Origin of the sequence: Aquimarina sp. RZ0 (assembly GCF_008370685.1) — a bacterium.
In the GTDB taxonomy this organism is placed as follows: Bacteria; Bacteroidota; Bacteroidia; order Flavobacteriales; family Flavobacteriaceae; genus Aquimarina.
Genome location: NZ_VTZU01000006.1, coordinates 99,497 through 116,010 on the forward strand (window position 1 = coordinate 99,497; position 16,514 = coordinate 116,010).

19 protein-coding genes are annotated in these 16,514 nt (G+C 34.0%); 15 read left to right on the top strand and 4 right to left on the bottom strand.

Annotated elements, in window-relative coordinates; genetic code table 11:
* Positions 1-91 precede the first annotated feature (91 nt).
* The 10 genes from F0000_RS04040 to F0000_RS04085 all read left to right on the top strand — a co-directional run bounded on the left by F0000_RS04040 (position 92) and on the right by F0000_RS04085 (position 8,294).
* Positions 92-631: a DUF177 domain-containing protein gene (locus tag F0000_RS04040; RefSeq protein WP_149623422.1), complete on the top strand. Its 540-nt coding sequence runs from the start codon at positions 92-94 to the stop codon at positions 629-631.
* Positions 632-640: 9 nt separating this feature from the next.
* Positions 641-838 carry a 50S ribosomal protein L32 gene (gene rpmF, locus F0000_RS04045; RefSeq protein ID WP_149623423.1) on the top strand — a complete coding sequence of 66 codons (198 nt, stop codon included), beginning with the start codon at positions 641-643 and terminating at the stop codon, positions 836-838.
* A gap of 171 nt (positions 839-1,009) precedes the next feature.
* Entirely contained in the window at positions 1,010-2,005 is a 996-nt protein-coding gene (locus F0000_RS04050) for a beta-ketoacyl-ACP synthase III (RefSeq protein ID WP_149623424.1), read from the top strand.
* A gap of 28 nt (positions 2,006-2,033) precedes the next feature.
* The gene (accB, locus tag F0000_RS04055; RefSeq protein WP_149623425.1) at positions 2,034-2,534 is read left to right on the top strand and encodes an acetyl-CoA carboxylase biotin carboxyl carrier protein; all 501 of its coding nucleotides are present in this window, start codon (positions 2,034-2,036) and stop codon (positions 2,532-2,534) included.
* 88 nt (positions 2,535-2,622) lie between these two features.
* Positions 2,623-3,972 carry an acetyl-CoA carboxylase biotin carboxylase subunit gene (gene accC, locus F0000_RS04060; RefSeq protein WP_149623426.1) on the top strand — a complete coding sequence of 450 codons (1,350 nt, stop codon included), beginning with the start codon at positions 2,623-2,625 and terminating at the stop codon, positions 3,970-3,972.
* 41 nt (positions 3,973-4,013) lie between these two features.
* Positions 4,014-5,126, top strand: coding sequence for an FAD-binding oxidoreductase (locus F0000_RS04065; RefSeq protein WP_149623427.1), 1,113 nt, complete (start codon positions 4,014-4,016; stop codon positions 5,124-5,126).
* Positions 5,127-5,143: 17 nt separating this feature from the next.
* Positions 5,144-5,827: a monofunctional biosynthetic peptidoglycan transglycosylase gene (gene mtgA, locus F0000_RS04070; protein WP_149623428.1), complete on the top strand. Its 684-nt coding sequence runs from the start codon at positions 5,144-5,146 to the stop codon at positions 5,825-5,827.
* 143 nt (positions 5,828-5,970) lie between these two features.
* Positions 5,971-6,552: an N-acetyltransferase gene (locus F0000_RS04075; protein ID WP_149623429.1), complete on the top strand. Its 582-nt coding sequence runs from the start codon at positions 5,971-5,973 to the stop codon at positions 6,550-6,552.
* Between the two features lie 3 nt (positions 6,553-6,555).
* Positions 6,556-7,023: a 3-oxoacyl-ACP synthase gene (locus tag F0000_RS04080; protein WP_149623430.1), complete on the top strand. Its 468-nt coding sequence runs from the start codon at positions 6,556-6,558 to the stop codon at positions 7,021-7,023.
* Positions 7,024-7,361: 338 nt separating this feature from the next.
* Positions 7,362-8,294 carry an alpha/beta fold hydrolase gene (locus tag F0000_RS04085; protein ID WP_149623431.1) on the top strand — a complete coding sequence of 311 codons (933 nt, stop codon included), beginning with the start codon at positions 7,362-7,364 and terminating at the stop codon, positions 8,292-8,294.
* Between the two features lie 36 nt (positions 8,295-8,330).
* On the opposite strand, the gene F0000_RS04090 is transcribed toward F0000_RS04085, so the two are convergent.
* The gene (locus F0000_RS04090) at positions 8,331-8,591 is read right to left on the bottom strand and encodes a hypothetical protein (protein ID WP_149623432.1); all 261 of its coding nucleotides are present in this window, start codon (positions 8,589-8,591) and stop codon (positions 8,331-8,333) included.
* 271 nt (positions 8,592-8,862) lie between these two features.
* The gene (gene recJ / locus F0000_RS04095) at positions 8,863-10,548 is read right to left on the bottom strand and encodes a single-stranded-DNA-specific exonuclease RecJ (protein WP_149623433.1); all 1,686 of its coding nucleotides are present in this window, start codon (positions 10,546-10,548) and stop codon (positions 8,863-8,865) included.
* Positions 10,549-10,683: 135 nt separating this feature from the next.
* Between recJ and F0000_RS04100 the strand changes: the two genes are divergently transcribed.
* Positions 10,684-11,274 (top strand): carboxymuconolactone decarboxylase family protein, encoded by a 591-nt coding sequence (locus F0000_RS04100; RefSeq protein WP_149623434.1) that lies wholly within the window; start codon positions 10,684-10,686, stop codon positions 11,272-11,274.
* Between the two features lie 259 nt (positions 11,275-11,533).
* Here the strand turns inward: F0000_RS04100 and brnQ are convergent, their stop codons facing one another.
* Positions 11,534-12,808, bottom strand: a complete 1,275-nt coding sequence (gene brnQ / locus F0000_RS04105; protein WP_149623435.1) for a branched-chain amino acid transport system II carrier protein — start codon at positions 12,806-12,808, stop codon at positions 11,534-11,536.
* A 73-nt stretch (positions 12,809-12,881) separates the two neighbouring features.
* Here brnQ and F0000_RS04110 point away from each other — a divergent pair, with 73 nt between their 5' ends.
* Positions 12,882-13,625, top strand: a complete 744-nt coding sequence (locus tag F0000_RS04110; protein ID WP_255452612.1) for an alpha/beta fold hydrolase — start codon at positions 12,882-12,884, stop codon at positions 13,623-13,625.
* Positions 13,626-13,846: 221 nt separating this feature from the next.
* Positions 13,847-14,116 (top strand): hypothetical protein, encoded by a 270-nt coding sequence (locus F0000_RS04115; RefSeq protein WP_149623437.1) that lies wholly within the window; start codon positions 13,847-13,849, stop codon positions 14,114-14,116.
* A 3-nt stretch (positions 14,117-14,119) separates the two neighbouring features.
* Here the strand turns inward: F0000_RS04115 and thiL are convergent, their stop codons facing one another.
* Positions 14,120-15,166: a thiamine-phosphate kinase gene (gene thiL / locus F0000_RS04120; protein ID WP_149623438.1), complete on the bottom strand. Its 1,047-nt coding sequence runs from the start codon at positions 15,164-15,166 to the stop codon at positions 14,120-14,122.
* Positions 15,167-15,523: 357 nt separating this feature from the next.
* On the opposite strand from thiL, the gene F0000_RS04125 reads away from it, so the two are divergent.
* Both F0000_RS04125 and F0000_RS04130 read left to right on the top strand, forming a co-directional pair.
* Complete coding sequence (locus tag F0000_RS04125; RefSeq protein ID WP_149623439.1) at positions 15,524-15,802, top strand: hypothetical protein; 279 nt, start codon at positions 15,524-15,526, stop codon at positions 15,800-15,802.
* Between the two features lie 269 nt (positions 15,803-16,071).
* Positions 16,072-16,320 (top strand): tetratricopeptide repeat protein, encoded by a 249-nt coding sequence (locus F0000_RS04130; RefSeq protein ID WP_255452613.1) that lies wholly within the window; start codon positions 16,072-16,074, stop codon positions 16,318-16,320.
* The last annotated feature ends 194 nt before the right edge of the window (positions 16,321-16,514 follow it).

Genomic DNA, 16,514 nt, shown 5'->3' on the forward strand with positions numbered 1-16,514 from the left:
ATTTTACTTACAAAAACGCTTTCATAGTATTTTTTTATTATCTTTGCACCCGCCTTTGCCGAAGTGGCAAAGACTCAAAACTGATGATGAGATGAAACCACTAAAAGAGTTTAACATCCCTTTTGTTGGACTGAAGCAAGGATTGCACGAGTTTGAGTATAAAATTGAGAATACGTTCTTCGAACATTTTGAGTATGACGAATTCAATGCATCTGCAGTAACAGTAGCGATAGTGTTTAACAAAAAGACAACTATGTTAGAACTTGATTTTAAAGCTACGGGAACTGTAAATGTAAATTGTGATGTCACCAATGAACCTTTTAATTTACCTATTAAGAATGAGCTTTTCTTGGTAGTTAAGTTTGGAGATGAATATAATGATGAAAACGAAGAACTTCTTATCCTCCCTCATGGAGAATATGAAATCAACGTTCAACAATATATCTATGAACTTATTGTACTAGGAGTTCCTTCTAAAAGAGTGCATCCTGGTGTAGAAGATGGAACATTAGAATCCGACATACTTGATAAATTAGATGAACTAAGTCCGAAAGAAAAAAAATTAGAGAAAGATAACGAGGAAACAGATCCTCGTTGGGATAAATTAAAAAACTTATTAAACGATAAATAATATTTAGCAATGGCACATCCTAAGAGAAAAATCTCCAAAACCAGAAGAGATAAGAGAAGAACACATTATAAAGCTTCTGTACCACAAATTGCTACAGATCCTACTACAGGAGAAGCACATTTATATCACAGAGCACACTGGTTCGAAGGTAAACTATATTACCGTGGACAAGTAGTTATTGATAATACAGAAGAAGAAGCCGCATAAGTATTCTGTTAAAATTTTAAAGAGAACTCTCGCATTTGTGAGAGTTTTTTTGTTTTTAGTTGAATATGTGTCAAAATCAAGTTATTTTGCGCCGTATTTGCATATAATTTAGTAATTTCAACAACTTTTTAGGCATCATTATGCCTTGGTTTATGAAACTAAAATCATAATATGAGTAAAATCACAGCCGCTATTACAGCTGTTGGCGCATATGTGCCAGACTACGTGTTAACCAATGACATATTAGCCACTATGGTTGACACAAACGATGAATGGATCACCACTCGTACAGGCATTAAAGAACGAAGAATACTAAAAGATAAAGATAAAGGAACTTCTTTCTTAGGTATCAAAGCGGCAGAAGACTTAATTACTAAAAGAAATCTCGACCCAGAGGAGATAGATATGGTGATTTTTGCTACGGCAACTCCGGATCTTCTCGTAGCCTCTACCGCAGCATATGTAGCTTCAAAAATTGGAGCAGTAAACGCTTTTTCTTATGACTTACAAGCAGCTTGTTCCAGTTTTTTATATGGAATGTCAACAGCTGCCAGTTATATAGAAGCCGGCAGATACAAAAAGGTATTGGTTATAGGGGCAGATAAAATGTCTTCTATCATAGATTACACGGATCGTACTACCTGTATAATATTTGGTGACGGGGGTGGAGCAGCACTCTTTGAACCTAATAATGAAGGGTTAGGACTACAAGACGAGTATTTACGGACGGATGGGATAGGAAGAGAGTTTCTAAAAATTGAAGCAGGTGGCTCTTTACTTCCTCCATCAGAAGAAACTATTGCTAATGGGCAACATTTTGTAAGACAAGATGGAAAAACTGTGTTTAAATATGCAGTTTCCAATATGGCAGATGCTAGTACCAAAATTATGGAACGTAATAATATTAGTGGAGATGATGTAGATTGGCTTATTGCACATCAGGCTAATAAACGGATCATTAGTGCTACTGCCAATAGAATGAACTTGGATGAGAACAAAGTTCTTATGAATATTCAAAGATATGGTAATACTACATCGGCAACATTACCATTGTTACTAAGCGATTACGAAAAACAACTCAAAAAAGGAGATAATATTGTATTTGCCTCATTTGGTGGAGGTTTTACCTGGGGCTCCATTTTTCTAAAATGGGCATATAACTCCTAAAACAACTAAACACACAATACCCAATATTATGGATTTAAAAGAAATTCAGAATTTAATCAAATTCGTGGCTAAATCCGGAGCCAGCGAAGTGAAGTTAGAGATGGAAGATGTAAAAATCACTATTAAAACAACTTCAGACGACACTAAAGAAACTACAACTATTCTGCAACAAATCCCGGTTGGGAATGCAGTGAATTCTCAACAACCTGCAACACCTGCGCAACAAATTGCTACTCCGCTCGCAGTGACTCCTGTAGCAGATACAGGAGCAACAGATGATACTTTGAAATACATTACAATAAAATCTCCGATCATCGGGACTTTATACAGAAAACCATCTCCTGATAAACCATCTTTTGTAGAAGTAGGTGATTCTATTAAAGAAGGAGATGTACTTTGCATCATAGAAGCTATGAAACTTTTTAACGAAATCGAAAGTGAAGTTTCTGGTAAGATTGTAAAAGTTTTAGTAGATGATAATTCTCCTGTAGAATTTGATCAACCTTTATTTTTGGTAGACCCATCATAACCCAATTTTAAAATTCCAATTTACAAACCCAAAATCCAATACCATGGAATGGGAATCTGGAATTTGAGATTTTTAAATTTAGAAAGTTATGTTCAAAAAAATTCTTATTGCCAATAGAGGTGAGATTGCAATGCGTGTAATCAGAACCTGCAAAGAAATGGGTATAAAATCTGTTGCTGTATATTCTACAGCAGATGCAGAGAGTCTCCATGTCAGATTTGCAGATGAAGCCGTATGTATCGGACCCGCATCAAGTGCAGAATCGTATTTAAAGATGTCTAATATTATTGCAGCGGCAGAAATCACCAATGCGGATGCTATACATCCCGGATATGGATTCTTATCAGAAAATGCCAAGTTTTCTAAAATTTGCGAAGAACACGAAATAAAATTTATTGGTGCCAGCGCAGAGATGATTGACAGGATGGGGGATAAAGCATCAGCAAAATCTACGATGATTGAAGCAGGTGTACCTTGCGTACCAGGAAGTGAAGGTATAATTCCTGATTTTGAAACTTGTATAAAAGTTGCCAAAGAAACAGGATATCCGGTAATGCTAAAAGCTAGTGCTGGTGGTGGTGGAAAAGGTATGCGAGCCGTTTGGAAAGAAGAAGAGCTCCAAAATGCCTGGGAATCTGCCAGACAAGAGAGTAAAGCTGCCTTTGGGAATGACGATATGTACATGGAGAAACTTATCGAAGAACCTCGCCATATCGAAATACAAATTGTTGGTGACAGTAATGGAAGAGCTTGCCACTTGTCTGAAAGAGATTGCTCCGTACAACGAAGACATCAAAAACTAACAGAAGAAACTCCTTCTCCATTCATGACCGATGAATTAAGAGAACAAATGGGAACAGCAGCGGTAAAAGCAGCAGAATATATCAAATATGAAGGAGCTGGTACTGTTGAGTTTTTAGTAGATAAGCATAGAAACTTCTATTTTATGGAAATGAATACCCGTATCCAGGTAGAACATCCAATTACAGAACAAGTTGTTGACTATGACTTAATAAGAGAACAAATATTAGTAGCAGCAGGAGTGCCTATTTCTGGTAAAAATTATTTTCCACAATTACACTCTATAGAATGTAGAATCAATGCAGAAGATCCGTATAAAGATTTTCGCCCTTCACCAGGTAAAATAACTAATTTACATCTTCCTGGAGGTCATGGAGTACGTATTGATACTCACGTATACAGTGGTTATATTATACCGCCAAATTATGATTCTATGATTGCAAAATTAATTACTACTGCGCAAACTCGTGAAGAAGCAATTAATAAAATGAAAAGAGCACTCGATGAATTTGTAGTAGAAGGAATAAAAACCACAGTTCCTTTCCATAGACAATTGATGGATCATCCTGATTATGTTTCTGGAAATTACACAACAAAATTTATGGAAGACTTCACTATGGAAGATCCTGTACAATAAATAATTAAACGATAAAGCCTCTCTATACGGAGGCTTTTTTTATGAATCTAAGTTATTGGGAATACAAAACCTGGTTATCTAATATTGATTTTACGGTTGTTGGCAGTGGAATCGTAGGACTTAGTTGTGCTCTTCGCTTAAAAGAAAAATTCCCAAAAGCTAAGATTCTGGTTCTGGAAAGAGGTGTACTACCCAACGGAGCAAGTACAAAAAATGCAGGATTTGCCTGTTTCGGTAGCTTGTCTGAGATAATAGAGGATCTCAATTCACATGCAGAAGAAGAAGTATTACAACTTATTGAGAAAAGAACTCAGGGACTTGAGCTATTGCGAAAAAATTTGGGCGATCGTGCCATAGAGTATGTTCAATATGGAGGATATGAGCTATTTACCAAAGAAGACAAATATCTGTATGAAGAATGTTTGTCAGAAAGAAAACGTATTAATAGTTTATTATATCCCATTTTTCAGGAACAAGTATTTATACAAAAGGAAAATATTTTTGGTTTTAAAAATATAGAATCTCATTATTTCGTAAATCGGTTTGAAGGTCAGATTGATACCGGAAAGATGATGGAAGCCCTTCTTAAAAAGGTACAAATTGCAGGAATTAAAATTTTAAATAATTGTAATTTAGAAGAAATCAATGAGCGTATTACTTCTGTAGAACTCAAAACAAATCTGGTAACATTTTATACTACTAAGTTATTAATAGCCACCAATGGTTTTGCGTCGCAATTAGGTATTGAGCACGTAAAACCAGCACGTGCACAAGTATTAATAACAAAACCGATTAAAGATTTGGCTATTAAAGGTACTTTTCATCTGGATAGAGGATATTACTATTTTAGGAATATTGATAATAGAATTCTTCTGGGTGGAGGCAGAAATCTTAATTTTAAAACAGAAGAGACGACTGAAATGGCACAGACTGAATTAGTACAGCAAAAATTAGAAGAGATGCTAAAAAAAATAGTTATTCCCTCTTTTGATTTCGAGATAGCTCATCGATGGAGTGGTATTATGGGCATTGGAAACCAAAAAAAATCAATCATCAATCAAATTTCTAATCACGTTTTTTGTGGCGTAAGACTTGGCGGCATGGGTGTATCGATAGGGAGTATGGTTGGTAGAGAATTGGCAGATCTTTTGTAAGAAAGCATTATATTTTGATGACAAATATTTTTAGATTTTTATTAAAAACCTGTCTCTGGTTACTCGTGCTTAGTATTCTTTGGGTATTGACCTACAAATGGATAAACCCATATGCGACACCATTAATGTGGATAAAACATCTCCAATCAAAAAGTAATAAGACGATAAGACATCAATGGGTTCCTCTGGCAAAAATCTCTAAAAACCTACAACTAGCTGTTATTTGTAGTGAAGATCAGCAATTTGTAGCGCATTCAGGTTTTGATACAAAAGCAATCTCAACAGCGATACAAGAGTATCAATCCGGTAAGCGGTTACGAGGCGCAAGTACCATCTCTCAACAAACAGCAAAGAATATTTTTTTATGGCCCAAACGTAGCTGGATTCGTAAAGGCTTGGAAATTTACTTTACCCTTTTGATCGAAACGTTGTGGAGTAAAGAACGTATTCTCGAAGTATATCTGAATAGTATCGAAATGGGAGATGAGATTTATGGTGCACAGGCGGCTTCTATATTCTGGTTTAACAAAAGTGCTATGAGCCTTACTGTAGCTGAAGCATCGGCTATTGCAGCCATTCTACCCAACCCCATTAAATATCTTGCTAATCCTCCTTCAGATTATATACAAAAAAGAAAAAAATGGATTCGTATACAAATGCGTAATTATGGAACATTAACTTTTGAAATCAAAAAAGAATAGTTATTTTATTCGGGATTAGTTGGTATTGGTCAACAAAGATTTTATTTTGAGGTAACCTACATCGGGGCAAGCGCACAAAGTATTTATTAGAAAAAAACTTCTAATCCATTTTATTTCGTTTTTACTTCAATGAACACAAACAGATGAAAAAAGCATCTTTTCGAGATAAACAGCTTATTATAGATATTTTATATGATGCTTTTATTACTGAAACATTTCCTAATTCTATAAATTTTGTGATCAAGCAGGATCATAACCGATCAAAAAGATTATATTCACTAATGGAATATCAATATAAGATGGCATTGCGATTTGGAGAAATTTTTATGAGTGATGATGAGCAATCTTGTATATTATTTATAGATCCTGAAAAGAAAAAAATAACCTTTAAAACCTTAATATGGAATACGATACTGGTGATGCGTTGTATTGGGTTTAAAAATGTACTCAAAGTGATCAAAAGGGAAAAAATCTTGAGAGCTAACCATCCCGAATTTTCGTTTTTACATTTATGGATCATGGGCACAAAATCAACATATAAAGGGAAAGGTATAGGAGCAAAATTACTTGTGGAAGTATTAAAATATTATGGAAATATACCAATCTATCTGGAGACCACAACAACAAGTAATCTGCGTTTCTATCAAAAAACAGGCTTTGAAATAGTGAACGAAACTCATATTTTGGGCTATCCCTTGTATTTCCTTCTAAAACCTGTAAATTAACATATGCATACAGGTTTTAATCATAAAATCAAGTCAGAATTGCTAAATCAATGTCTGAGTTATGTCAATCAAAGACAGGAAAGAATTCTAGATACTATTTCTGATATTCAGGAGTCTTTGACCTCAGAAACTAAGAGTACTGCCGGAGATAAACATGAAACCGGTCGTGCTATGCTTCAGTTAGAACGAGAAAAAGCAGGTGTTCAATTGGCAGAAGTTAAAAAATTACAGGAAATTGTAAACAAAATAGATACTTCTCCATCTTCTGCAGTCATACGATTAGGCAGTTTAGTAGAAACTTCTCAAGAGCGTTATTTTTTAAGTATTTCTATAGGAAAACTGATTATAGGAGATCAGACGTATTTTGCCATTGCCGCTAATACTCCTATAGGAAAACTACTATTAGGAAAAAAAGTGGATGATCGTATACATTTTAATGGAAAAGATTTTAAGATAACAAAGATAGAATAAAGAGAGTATGAAATGATTTAAACTCTTTTGATTCTAGCAGAAAAGTAATTGTTTTTTTGATCAATAGAAATGTTTTTTGAGCTTAATAACAGTGCCCGAAATAAGAAAAAGCAGAAAATTAAGTAAACTACCTTGGAGCAAACGAGACATTTATTGAAAAAAACATTTTGATTTCGAGGCAAGCCTAGGAGTATTTAAATCTCGATTATCGAGTCAAAAAGAGAATTTTTATAGCAAACTGAAAAAAGTTAAAACCACTTCTATTTATTAAAAATATCAAATGCAATAGCATACAATAATGATTTTAAGTAAATTGCTACTTTTCAAACCATGTATATATGAAGAAGCTTTACTTTCTACTTCTTATGAGTGTTCTTGTCTTTGGTTGTAAACCATATCAAAATACCAATATCAGAAAAGGTCAGCTGACTTATACAGAATTCAGGGCATCGCAACGGTCTTTCCCAAGTAAAGACGGTATTATAAAATATATTGACAAAGGAAAAGGTCCTGTAATCGTATTACTCCATGGAGTACCTACTTCTGGTTGGTTATATAGAAAAATGATTGACCCGTTAGTCGCTGGAGGATATCGGGTAATTGTTCCCGATATGCTGGGTTATGGTTCCAGTGATTCTCCCGAGGGATATAAGATTTATAGCGAAAAAGCACATGCAGAACGACTTATAGCACTTATGGATGCTTTGGGTATAGAATACTGGTCTCATGTGATGCATGATGTAGGTGGAGTTTGGACCTGGGAACTCATAAATCAAGCACCAAAAAGGATTGAAGAACTTGTCATATTAAATACTATCATTTATGAGGAAGGATTCTACCCTCCTATACGATTTAGTCCGGGAGCTGCTGCCAAAGCAGCCATGTGGTCCTATCGCAATGGAGTGACTACAAATACATTATTAAAGTCTTTGTTTAAAGAAGGATTAAAAGAAAATACGCTTAATGAGTTAGATGTAGAAGGGTATAAAACACCACTACTAGAAGGTAAAACAAATGGTATGTACTACTTCTTTACCCGAACGTGTAATTATTTTCCTGATTATTCGCTTCTTTTTGAAAACCTGGAGGTTCCAACAGCTGTAATTTGGGGTATTCATGATACCATGTTACAATGGACTCCACAACAGGCAAAAGTGATTAATGCATTAAAAATAGATGAAGAAGATATTCATTTTATAGATGAAAAACACTTTATACAGGAAACTAAAGCAGAAGAGGTTTCCTATAAAATTTTGGACTTTCTTAAATAACAATGAACTTTCTTAATTAAGCCCTGTATTCTTGACTCAAACCTGTATTTCTACTCTAAAGATAGTTTCATTAATTAATTCATGTATCTGATCGAGTTCCTTTTTACTAATTGCCAGATCAATTTTATCTGAAGGAGTTCTAAGTAGTAATGACCTACAATTACAGTTAGTACACTGGTTACAACCTGGTGACATTTTTGTTGTTGCGCATGAATCAGAAAAATCTTTTAACTCATTAAGGGTTAATAAAAAACCGATATCCCTAAAGACTAACTGAATTTTAGGTGTTATTCGCATATTCATCGTTTCTTTTTCCTTTCTACTTCGTTTAAAAAATAGACCGTAGCTATAGCTATGCTTGATTTTTTTGCCTTGCATAAAGAAAAAATAATTCAATGAATTTATACGAATTTTTTAATCACAAATCGTATTACAGTTTCTTTTCCTTTTTTCCAGAAAAAAGATATTCCAATAGTGTTACTGTAAATTCTATCAATAGTATTCATATTGAATCAGATTTGAATCAAAAATACTAAACTATTTAGAATAAATCTAAATAAAAATAATTTTAGTTAATATCCTTTAGTTTTAATTGTAATGAGATGGCACCATTCCATTCATTCTCGTCAAGTGTATACGCTATTTTAAAACGTTTTTTGTCTCTTATAGTATCACATTTGGTTCCCAGATTAAAACCAATAGCCCCGATGGTCAGCCCACTTTTTTCTATCCTGCACTTTAGATGTTTATCAGCTGCACCTACACATTTTCCATATCCAGTATCTGTTACATGATCTGTCATAAAAACAGGTGTCATATTTCCTGGTCCAAAAGGAGCAAACTGTTTAAGAATTCTAAAAAACTTTGGAGAAATTTGATCCAATTCTATCGTGGCATCAATCTGTATTTCTGGAGATAATAATTTTTTATCGATGGTAGCTGCTACTATTTCCTCAAATTTTTGTTTAAATGACTCATACTGCTCTTCTTTTAAAGTTAGACCAGCTGCATATTTATGTCCTCCAAATTGTTCCAGATGTTCAGAACAAGCATCGATCGCATTGTATACATCAAAACCTTTAACGGATCTGGCAGAAGCAGCTAATTTATCTCCGCTTTTAGTAAAAACTAAAGTTGGTCTATAATAAGTTTCTGTCAGTCTGGAAGCTACAATCCCAATAACTCCTTTGTGCCAGTCTTCCTGATATACAACAGTTGTATATCGTTCTTCTTCCCCATGATCTTTGATTTGAATCAATGCTTGCTCAGTAATATTTTTGTCTGCATTTTTTCTATCACTATTATATACTTCTATTTCCAAAGCATATTGAGAGGCTACTTCTGGGTTTTTCTCTGTTAGCAGGTTTACTGCGTGTAATCCGTGTTTCATTCTCCCGGCAGCGTTGATTCTTGGAGCAATGATAAAAACAACATCTGTAATGGTAAGCGTCTCTTTCTGTACCTGAGTAAGCATTGCCTTAAAACCTACTCTGGGACTTTGATTAATAACCTGCAATCCGAAATAGGCTAACACCCGATTCTCTCCGGTTATCGGCACGATATCAGCTCCTATTGCAGTAGCTACCAAATCCATATAGGGTACTAAATCGTCTATCGATTGATTTTGAGTACTTGCTATTCCCTGCATCAGTTTAAAACCTACGCCACAACCGCATAATTCTTTATAAGGATATTCACAATCATCACGTTTAGGATCCAACACTGCTATAGCATCTGGTATCTGATCTCCGGGTCTATGATGGTCACAAATAATAAAATCTATTCCTTTTGCCTTCGCATATGCAATTTTTTCTATGGCTTTAATACCACAGTCCAATGCAATTATCAAACTAATATCATTATCAGATGCGTAGTCTATTCCTTGATAAGAAATACCATATCCCTCGGTATACCTATCTGGTATATAGGTAGTAACCTGTGATGATATGGTCTCTAAATATGAAGACATCAATGCAACAGATGTAGTGCCATCTACATCATAATCCCCATACACCATGATATTTTCCTGGGCAGTAATTGCTTTTTCAATTCTCGCAACAGCCAGATTCATATCTTTCATCAAAAAAGGATCATGCAGATCATGTAAGGAAGGTCTGAAAAACATTTTGGCCTGATCATAGGTTTCTATGCCTCTTTGCACTAATAAAGAAGCAATAATAGTATCCACGTTTAAAGCTGAGGATAATCTCTGTATTATAGAAGATTCGGGTTTTGGTTTTAAGATCCATCTCATTTCGAACTGTGATTCCAATTTTATTTTAAAAAATCCAAAGTACAAAAAACAAACTGACTCCTTTCCGTTTAGCTTTAGTTTTGTATTTTGCTGCATTAAAAATTACAAGTAACTCAATAAAAATTACACATACACATGCCATTAGTAACACCATTATCTGAAGATCACGATCTCGAAACAAAAGAATTAGCAACCTTCTTTAATGAAACTTTAGGATTTTGCCCTAATTCTGTATTAACAATGCAGAGAAGACCTGCAATTTCTAAAGCGTTTATTAACCTTAACAAAGCTGTGATGGCTAATGAAGGTCGTGTGACTTCTGCTCTAAAGCGTTTAATCGCCTGGGTGAGTAGTAATGCTACTGGTTGCAGATATTGCCAGGCACACGCAATTCGTGCCGCAGAACGATATGGAGCAGAACAAGAGCAATTGGATAATATCTGGGAGTATAAAACGCACTCGGCTTTTAGTGCTGCAGAACGTGCTGCTTTGGATTTTTCTCTTGCGGCATCACTTGTCCCTAATACTGTAGATGAAACCATCAAAACAGAACTTTACAAATATTGGGATGAAGGTGAAATCGTAGAAATGCTGGGAGTAATCTCACTATTTGGATACCTGAACAGGTGGAATGATTCTATGGGAACTACTGTAGAAGAAGGAGCTATTGATTCTGGAGAAAAATATCTTGGTAAACACGGTTGGGAAAAAGGAAAACATATTTGATATCGTACTTTTTCTATAACCTTTCAAAATAAAAAAACAACCTTACTATTGTTTTTGGTCGTACTGAACTTTTGTTTTATTAAGTGCAAATTCTACAGAGAATAGTATACTTCCTTTTTTGAAGATATAGATAAAAAGACCTGAAAATAAAAACCTCAGGTCTTTTTGTTTTACAACACTAAAAAGAAAAAGAAAAAAGTTTCTTATGTGTATTTTTATGGTTTAGCTAGAACTTATTCTTAATGACAATTCAAAGCTTTTATTTTTTGATGAACAAATACGCAAAGTTCATAAGTATTAGTGTTGCCAATGCAGGAACTAACCACGCCAGACTATAATTTCCTAAGGGAGCTATATCCAATATGAACTGAATTTCTTCTTTCAGCCCAATAGAACCTAAAAAATCCGGAATACTACATAGGATTGTAACTATCACTACTATTCTGAAAATAGCAGGATGCGTGAATTTTTCGGGCAATATATTAAGCAATATCAATATGATCGTAATAGGATATATAAACATCAAAGCAGGAATTGCCACTACTATAATATCGTGTACATCCAACTGACTCATTGCAACCCCAAGAATACAACCTATTATAGCAGTAATTGTATATGCTTGCTGAGATTGTTTAAAAACACCTTTAATAAAATCAGCAGTTCCTGTAACAATTCCTACTGCAGTAGTAAAGCAAGCAAGAGAAACGAGTATGCTTAAAAAAGTGCTGCCAATATTACCTAATGTCTTTAAACTTAATCCAGATAACAATGCCGTACGACTTATTTCTTTTTCAAAATCGTTGGCAAACAATGCTCCATTACATATTAATCCAGCATATACTATAAAAAGACCTATTCCTGCAATTATTCCCGCATTACGGATTACTCTGCTACTTTCTTCAAAACTCATGTTTCCCTTTAACCGAAGAGAAATAATAATCACACCCCCAACTACCACTGCTCCTATAGTATCAAAAGTCTGATAGCCTTCTAACATCCCTTCTATAAAAGGAGTTTTTATATCAGAAGGGTTCATTGGCAGATGAGTAGAAAAAATTCCAACAAAAATAATACTCAAAATTACTATAAAGATAATCGGAGTTAGAAATTTACCTAAAACTGTGAGAATCTTAGATCTGTTCAGAACAAAAAATAATACAAGTGCAAAATAAATACTACTTGTGAGTAAAGCACTCGTTCCTATAAATGGTTTGATTGCTATCTCATGAGTAACAGAGGCTGTTCTCGGGGATGGTAACGCTATTGAAATGGCATATACAATACAACAATAGATAAGACTAAATGTAGGAGAAACTTTTTTTCCAAAGTCCAGCATAGTGCCCTGTAGTTTTGCGTGTGCAAAAATTCCCAGTAATGGAAGTACTACAGCTGAGATGATAAATCCAAAAGTCACCCACACCCACATATCACCAGCTCTAAACCCTAAATTAGGTGGAAGAATTAAATTTCCTGCTCCAAAAAACATAGAAAACAACGCAAATCCTGTGATAAAAGTTTCTTTATTAAATCGCATTTAGTTAGGTTTATATCGCTAAAATATAAATTTAGAAATGACATTAGCCTATAAAGGGATTAAAATAAATTACATGACTTCAGGAAAAGGAAAGCCTTTAGTTTTTTTTCATGGCTTCATAGAAAACTCAACTATGTGGGATGATATTATTCCCTATTTCTCTGATCGATATATGTGCATTACAATCGATTTGTTAGGCCACGGAAAAACAGCCTGTTTAGGCTATATTCATACGATGGAAGATATGGCAATGGCAACAAAAGCAGTATCAGATGCATTAAAACTAAAAGATATTATATTAATTGGTCATTCTATGGGTGGCTATGTAGCATTGGCATATATTGATTTATTCCCAAAAGCTGTTTCTGCGCTGGTACTAGTGAATTCTACCTCTTTTCCTGATAGTGAGGAACGCAAAATAAATAGAGGAAGAGCAATAAATCTAGTAAAAAGAAATCCTGATATATATACCAGTATGGCCATTGCAAATCTTTTTGCAGAAAAAAATCGTTCTCAATTTAAAACAGAAATCGAAAGTATCAAAAAAGAAGCATCAAAAACATCACTTCAGGGAATCATTTCTGCCCTGGAAGGAATGAAGGTAAGAAAAGATCGCTCAGAGCTTCTACAAAAATTTAAGGGATCAAAAATTATTTTTGCAGGAAAAAAAGATCCGGTATTATCATGCCAGCAAACTATGGCTGAAGCCAAACTGTGCGAAACAAAACTAAGAGTATTTGATGGAGGGCATATGTCTTATCTGGAAAATCATAATGAATTCTTGAAATTTTTAGATCAATTTCTCTCTTTTAAATAAATAATTTCCCCTTTTTTTGACATCTTCACAAAGGTTTAAAAAACTACAATAGAAATATAGATTTTAACGATAAAAAACATTTTTTAAAGGATTAAAGCACTATAATATATACTTTTATCGATTAAATTATCATTTTTTATAAAATTTTTCCTACAAAATATTGTTAATAACTAAAAAAATGTTATTATTGTATTGATAATGAACTTTTAACCCTTGAAAAGATGAAAAAATCTACCCTATATTCGTCATTCTCGTTTTCAAAAATATACTGTGCCTTATTCGGTCATAAGTATGTTACTTCTAAACGTGTTACTAATCATATAAAAGAATACACCTGTACACATTGTAAGGAACAGGCAACAATAAATAGCAGAGGCAGATTAGAAGCAATGACCCCTAAGCTTAAAGAAATTAATGATACACTTTCTTTTGTGCATCAAAAAAAAGAAGCAAGAAATAACAGAAAAATAGATTTTCAGGCTGCATCCTAAAAATTACTCTTTAATTGGATTCCATCCCTGAGCTTGTAATTCGATTTTTTCATTAGCTCTTGTCACCAACCCTATTCCACTTTTCTCATCGGTCATATGACCAATAACTGTAAGATTAGGATTCGCTTTAATCTTCAGAAAATCTTCTTGCTTGATTGTAAATAATAATTCATAATCTTCACCTCCATTTAGTGCAACAGTCGTACTATTGAGTTGAAACTCTTCGCACGTAGAAATCACAACTGGATCCAATGGTATTTTTTCTTCATATAAATTTACGCCAACCTTAGATTTTTTGCACAGGTGAATTACCTCAGAAGAAAGACCGTCACTAATATCAATCATACTTGTTGGAGTTACCTGTAGTGCTTTTAGAAGTTCTATAATATCCCTACGCGCCTCTGGTTTTAATTGTCGTTCTATCAGATACGAATATGGATCTAAATCGGGTTGTGAGTTGGGATTGGCTTTATAAACCTGTTTTTCTCTCTCTAATATCTGAAGTCCCAGATATGCAGCTCCCAGATCTCCACTCACTACCAAAAGATCGTTGTCTCCAGCTCCATCTCGATATACCAAATCGTTATCATCAGCCTGACCAACCGCAGTAATACTAATCATCAAACCAGTGGTAGAAGAGGTAGTATCTCCTCCAATTACATCAATATTATATAATTTGGCAGCTGTAGCTATTCCTGCATATAATTCTTCTAATGCTTCCAGCGGAAATCTATTAGATACCGCAATGGATACCATTACCTGCGTTGCCGTTGCATTCATTGCATATACATCAGAGAGGTTAACCATCAATGCTTTGTACCCCAAATGCTTTAAAGGCACATAGGATAAGTCAAAATGAACACCTTCGATCAATAAATCTGTAGTTAGTACACATTTTTTGCTTTTAAAATCTAAAACCGCGGCATCATCACCAATTCCTCTAACAGTAGTTGGTTGAGAAATTCCAAAATTTTTAGTCAAATGGTCTATGAGTCCAAACTCTCCAAGTTCGGACAAAGAGGTTCTCGGTGTATTTTTATCTTCAATCATAAATGCAAAGGTAGGAAACCGATAGATTCTCAGATCATAAAACTTTATGGAAATTGCTTAGCATTTATAGTTATGCATTGATGCAATTCCTTCTAGCTTATTTCTTATATTCGGATTCTGTTTATTATACCAGTTCTTAAATGAAATCACCATAAACTGAATCGAATTATTTTTTACTTCAGAAGAGAAAGAAAACACATAGATAGCAGTGTTATTGATGCTCTTTATTTTGACGTTCGAAAACAAAAGATATAGTATGACTCCCCTCTTGAGAGGAGTTAGGAGTCTGTTTTAACAGCGCCACAGTGATTATCCAAAAAAGCATATCTTTATCTATTCCTTTTTTAACAAAAGCTCATGCATACACTAAAAACCATTTTCGTCTTTTTGTTTTTTACATGTATTGCTTTTTCTCAAAGTAAAACTAAAAAAGATACAATTCTAGCTTCCAGATATTTTAAAAAAGCAGATTCTTTGTTTAATGAAAACAAATTAGATAGTGCCATTGTATATTTTAAAAAGGCTTTACCTATTTATAAAAAAGCTAAGGCTTGGGAGCGTGTAGCTCGATGTTATAATGGGATTTCTGAGAGTTTTTGGCAATTACAATTATATAATCAATCCTTTATTTTTTAGAAAAAATCTTTAGAAACCTGCGATACTTTTCTTCTAAAAAAAAACATAGAAAAAGTAAAGGCTTTGGAGAAAATTGGAGAAAACTTAGAAATTTCTAAATCAGAATACAATAAAGCACTTGAATATTATAAAGAAGCACTTATAAATAAAGAATCCCCGAGGCAGAGCCATAGGGGTATTCAACGGAAGAAAGTTTTACAATTTAATGAAAACCATCCGTTTTCAAACTTTCCTCTAAAACCTCCGATGCAGAGCATCGGGGAATTCTATTGATTAATAATTACAACATAGCATTATTGTATCATAGTATTAAAGAGTATGATTTAGCAATAAAACAGTTAAAAAAAACTTTAATATTTGGAGAAAATATTTTAGGCAAAGATCATTTTGAACTTGCTCGATGTTATAAATTAATGGGAAATATTTATAAAGAAAAAAAAGAATATGATAAAGCCTCTCATTTTTTAAATAAAGCTCTTTTAATGACTAAAAAAGGGTTAAGGGTGTGTTTAACATAAAGTAATCAAACACACACCCAAGTATTTCTAACTTTTGCCTATGGCACAAGCTGAAATACTATCCCTCTCTAGAGGGAAGGCTATTGTAGATTTCCCAAGATTTCAACTCACAAAGCATACGCAAATCCTTTTCAACCATATGCTTAATAACACCTCTTAATATTCGCAATCGATATTTTGGAACACAGACAATG

What these genes read in the sequence shown, in the direction of transcription:
- F0000_RS04040 (WP_149623422.1), top strand. Translation starts at nt 92, where the DNA reads ATGAAACCACTAAAAGAGTTTAACATCCCTTTTGTTGGACTGAAGCAA.
- rpmF (WP_149623423.1), top strand. Translation starts at nt 641, where the DNA reads ATGGCACATCCTAAGAGAAAAATCTCCAAAACCAGAAGAGATAAGAGA.
- F0000_RS04050 (WP_149623424.1), top strand. Translation starts at nt 1,010, where the DNA reads ATGAGTAAAATCACAGCCGCTATTACAGCTGTTGGCGCATATGTGCCA.
- accB (WP_149623425.1), top strand. Translation starts at nt 2,034, where the DNA reads ATGGATTTAAAAGAAATTCAGAATTTAATCAAATTCGTGGCTAAATCC.
- accC (WP_149623426.1), top strand. Translation starts at nt 2,623, where the DNA reads ATGTTCAAAAAAATTCTTATTGCCAATAGAGGTGAGATTGCAATGCGT.
- F0000_RS04065 (WP_149623427.1), top strand. Translation starts at nt 4,014, where the DNA reads ATGAATCTAAGTTATTGGGAATACAAAACCTGGTTATCTAATATTGAT.
- mtgA (WP_149623428.1), top strand. Translation starts at nt 5,144, where the DNA reads ATGACAAATATTTTTAGATTTTTATTAAAAACCTGTCTCTGGTTACTC.
- F0000_RS04075 (WP_149623429.1), top strand. Translation starts at nt 5,971, where the DNA reads ATGAAAAAAGCATCTTTTCGAGATAAACAGCTTATTATAGATATTTTA.
- F0000_RS04080 (WP_149623430.1), top strand. Translation starts at nt 6,556, where the DNA reads ATGCATACAGGTTTTAATCATAAAATCAAGTCAGAATTGCTAAATCAA.
- F0000_RS04085 (WP_149623431.1), top strand. Translation starts at nt 7,362, where the DNA reads ATGAAGAAGCTTTACTTTCTACTTCTTATGAGTGTTCTTGTCTTTGGT.
- F0000_RS04090 (WP_149623432.1), bottom strand. Translation starts at nt 8,591, where the DNA reads ATGCGAATAACACCTAAAATTCAGTTAGTCTTTAGGGATATCGGTTTT.
- recJ (WP_149623433.1), bottom strand. Translation starts at nt 10,548, where the DNA reads ATGAGATGGATCTTAAAACCAAAACCCGAATCTTCTATAATACAGAGA.
- F0000_RS04100 (WP_149623434.1), top strand. Translation starts at nt 10,684, where the DNA reads ATGCCATTAGTAACACCATTATCTGAAGATCACGATCTCGAAACAAAA.
- brnQ (WP_149623435.1), bottom strand. Translation starts at nt 12,808, where the DNA reads ATGCGATTTAATAAAGAAACTTTTATCACAGGATTTGCGTTGTTTTCT.
- F0000_RS04110 (WP_255452612.1), top strand. Translation starts at nt 12,882, where the DNA reads ATGACTTCAGGAAAAGGAAAGCCTTTAGTTTTTTTTCATGGCTTCATA.
- F0000_RS04115 (WP_149623437.1), top strand. Translation starts at nt 13,847, where the DNA reads ATGAAAAAATCTACCCTATATTCGTCATTCTCGTTTTCAAAAATATAC.
- thiL (WP_149623438.1), bottom strand. Translation starts at nt 15,166, where the DNA reads ATGATTGAAGATAAAAATACACCGAGAACCTCTTTGTCCGAACTTGGA.
- F0000_RS04125 (WP_149623439.1), top strand. Translation starts at nt 15,524, where the DNA reads ATGCATACACTAAAAACCATTTTCGTCTTTTTGTTTTTTACATGTATT.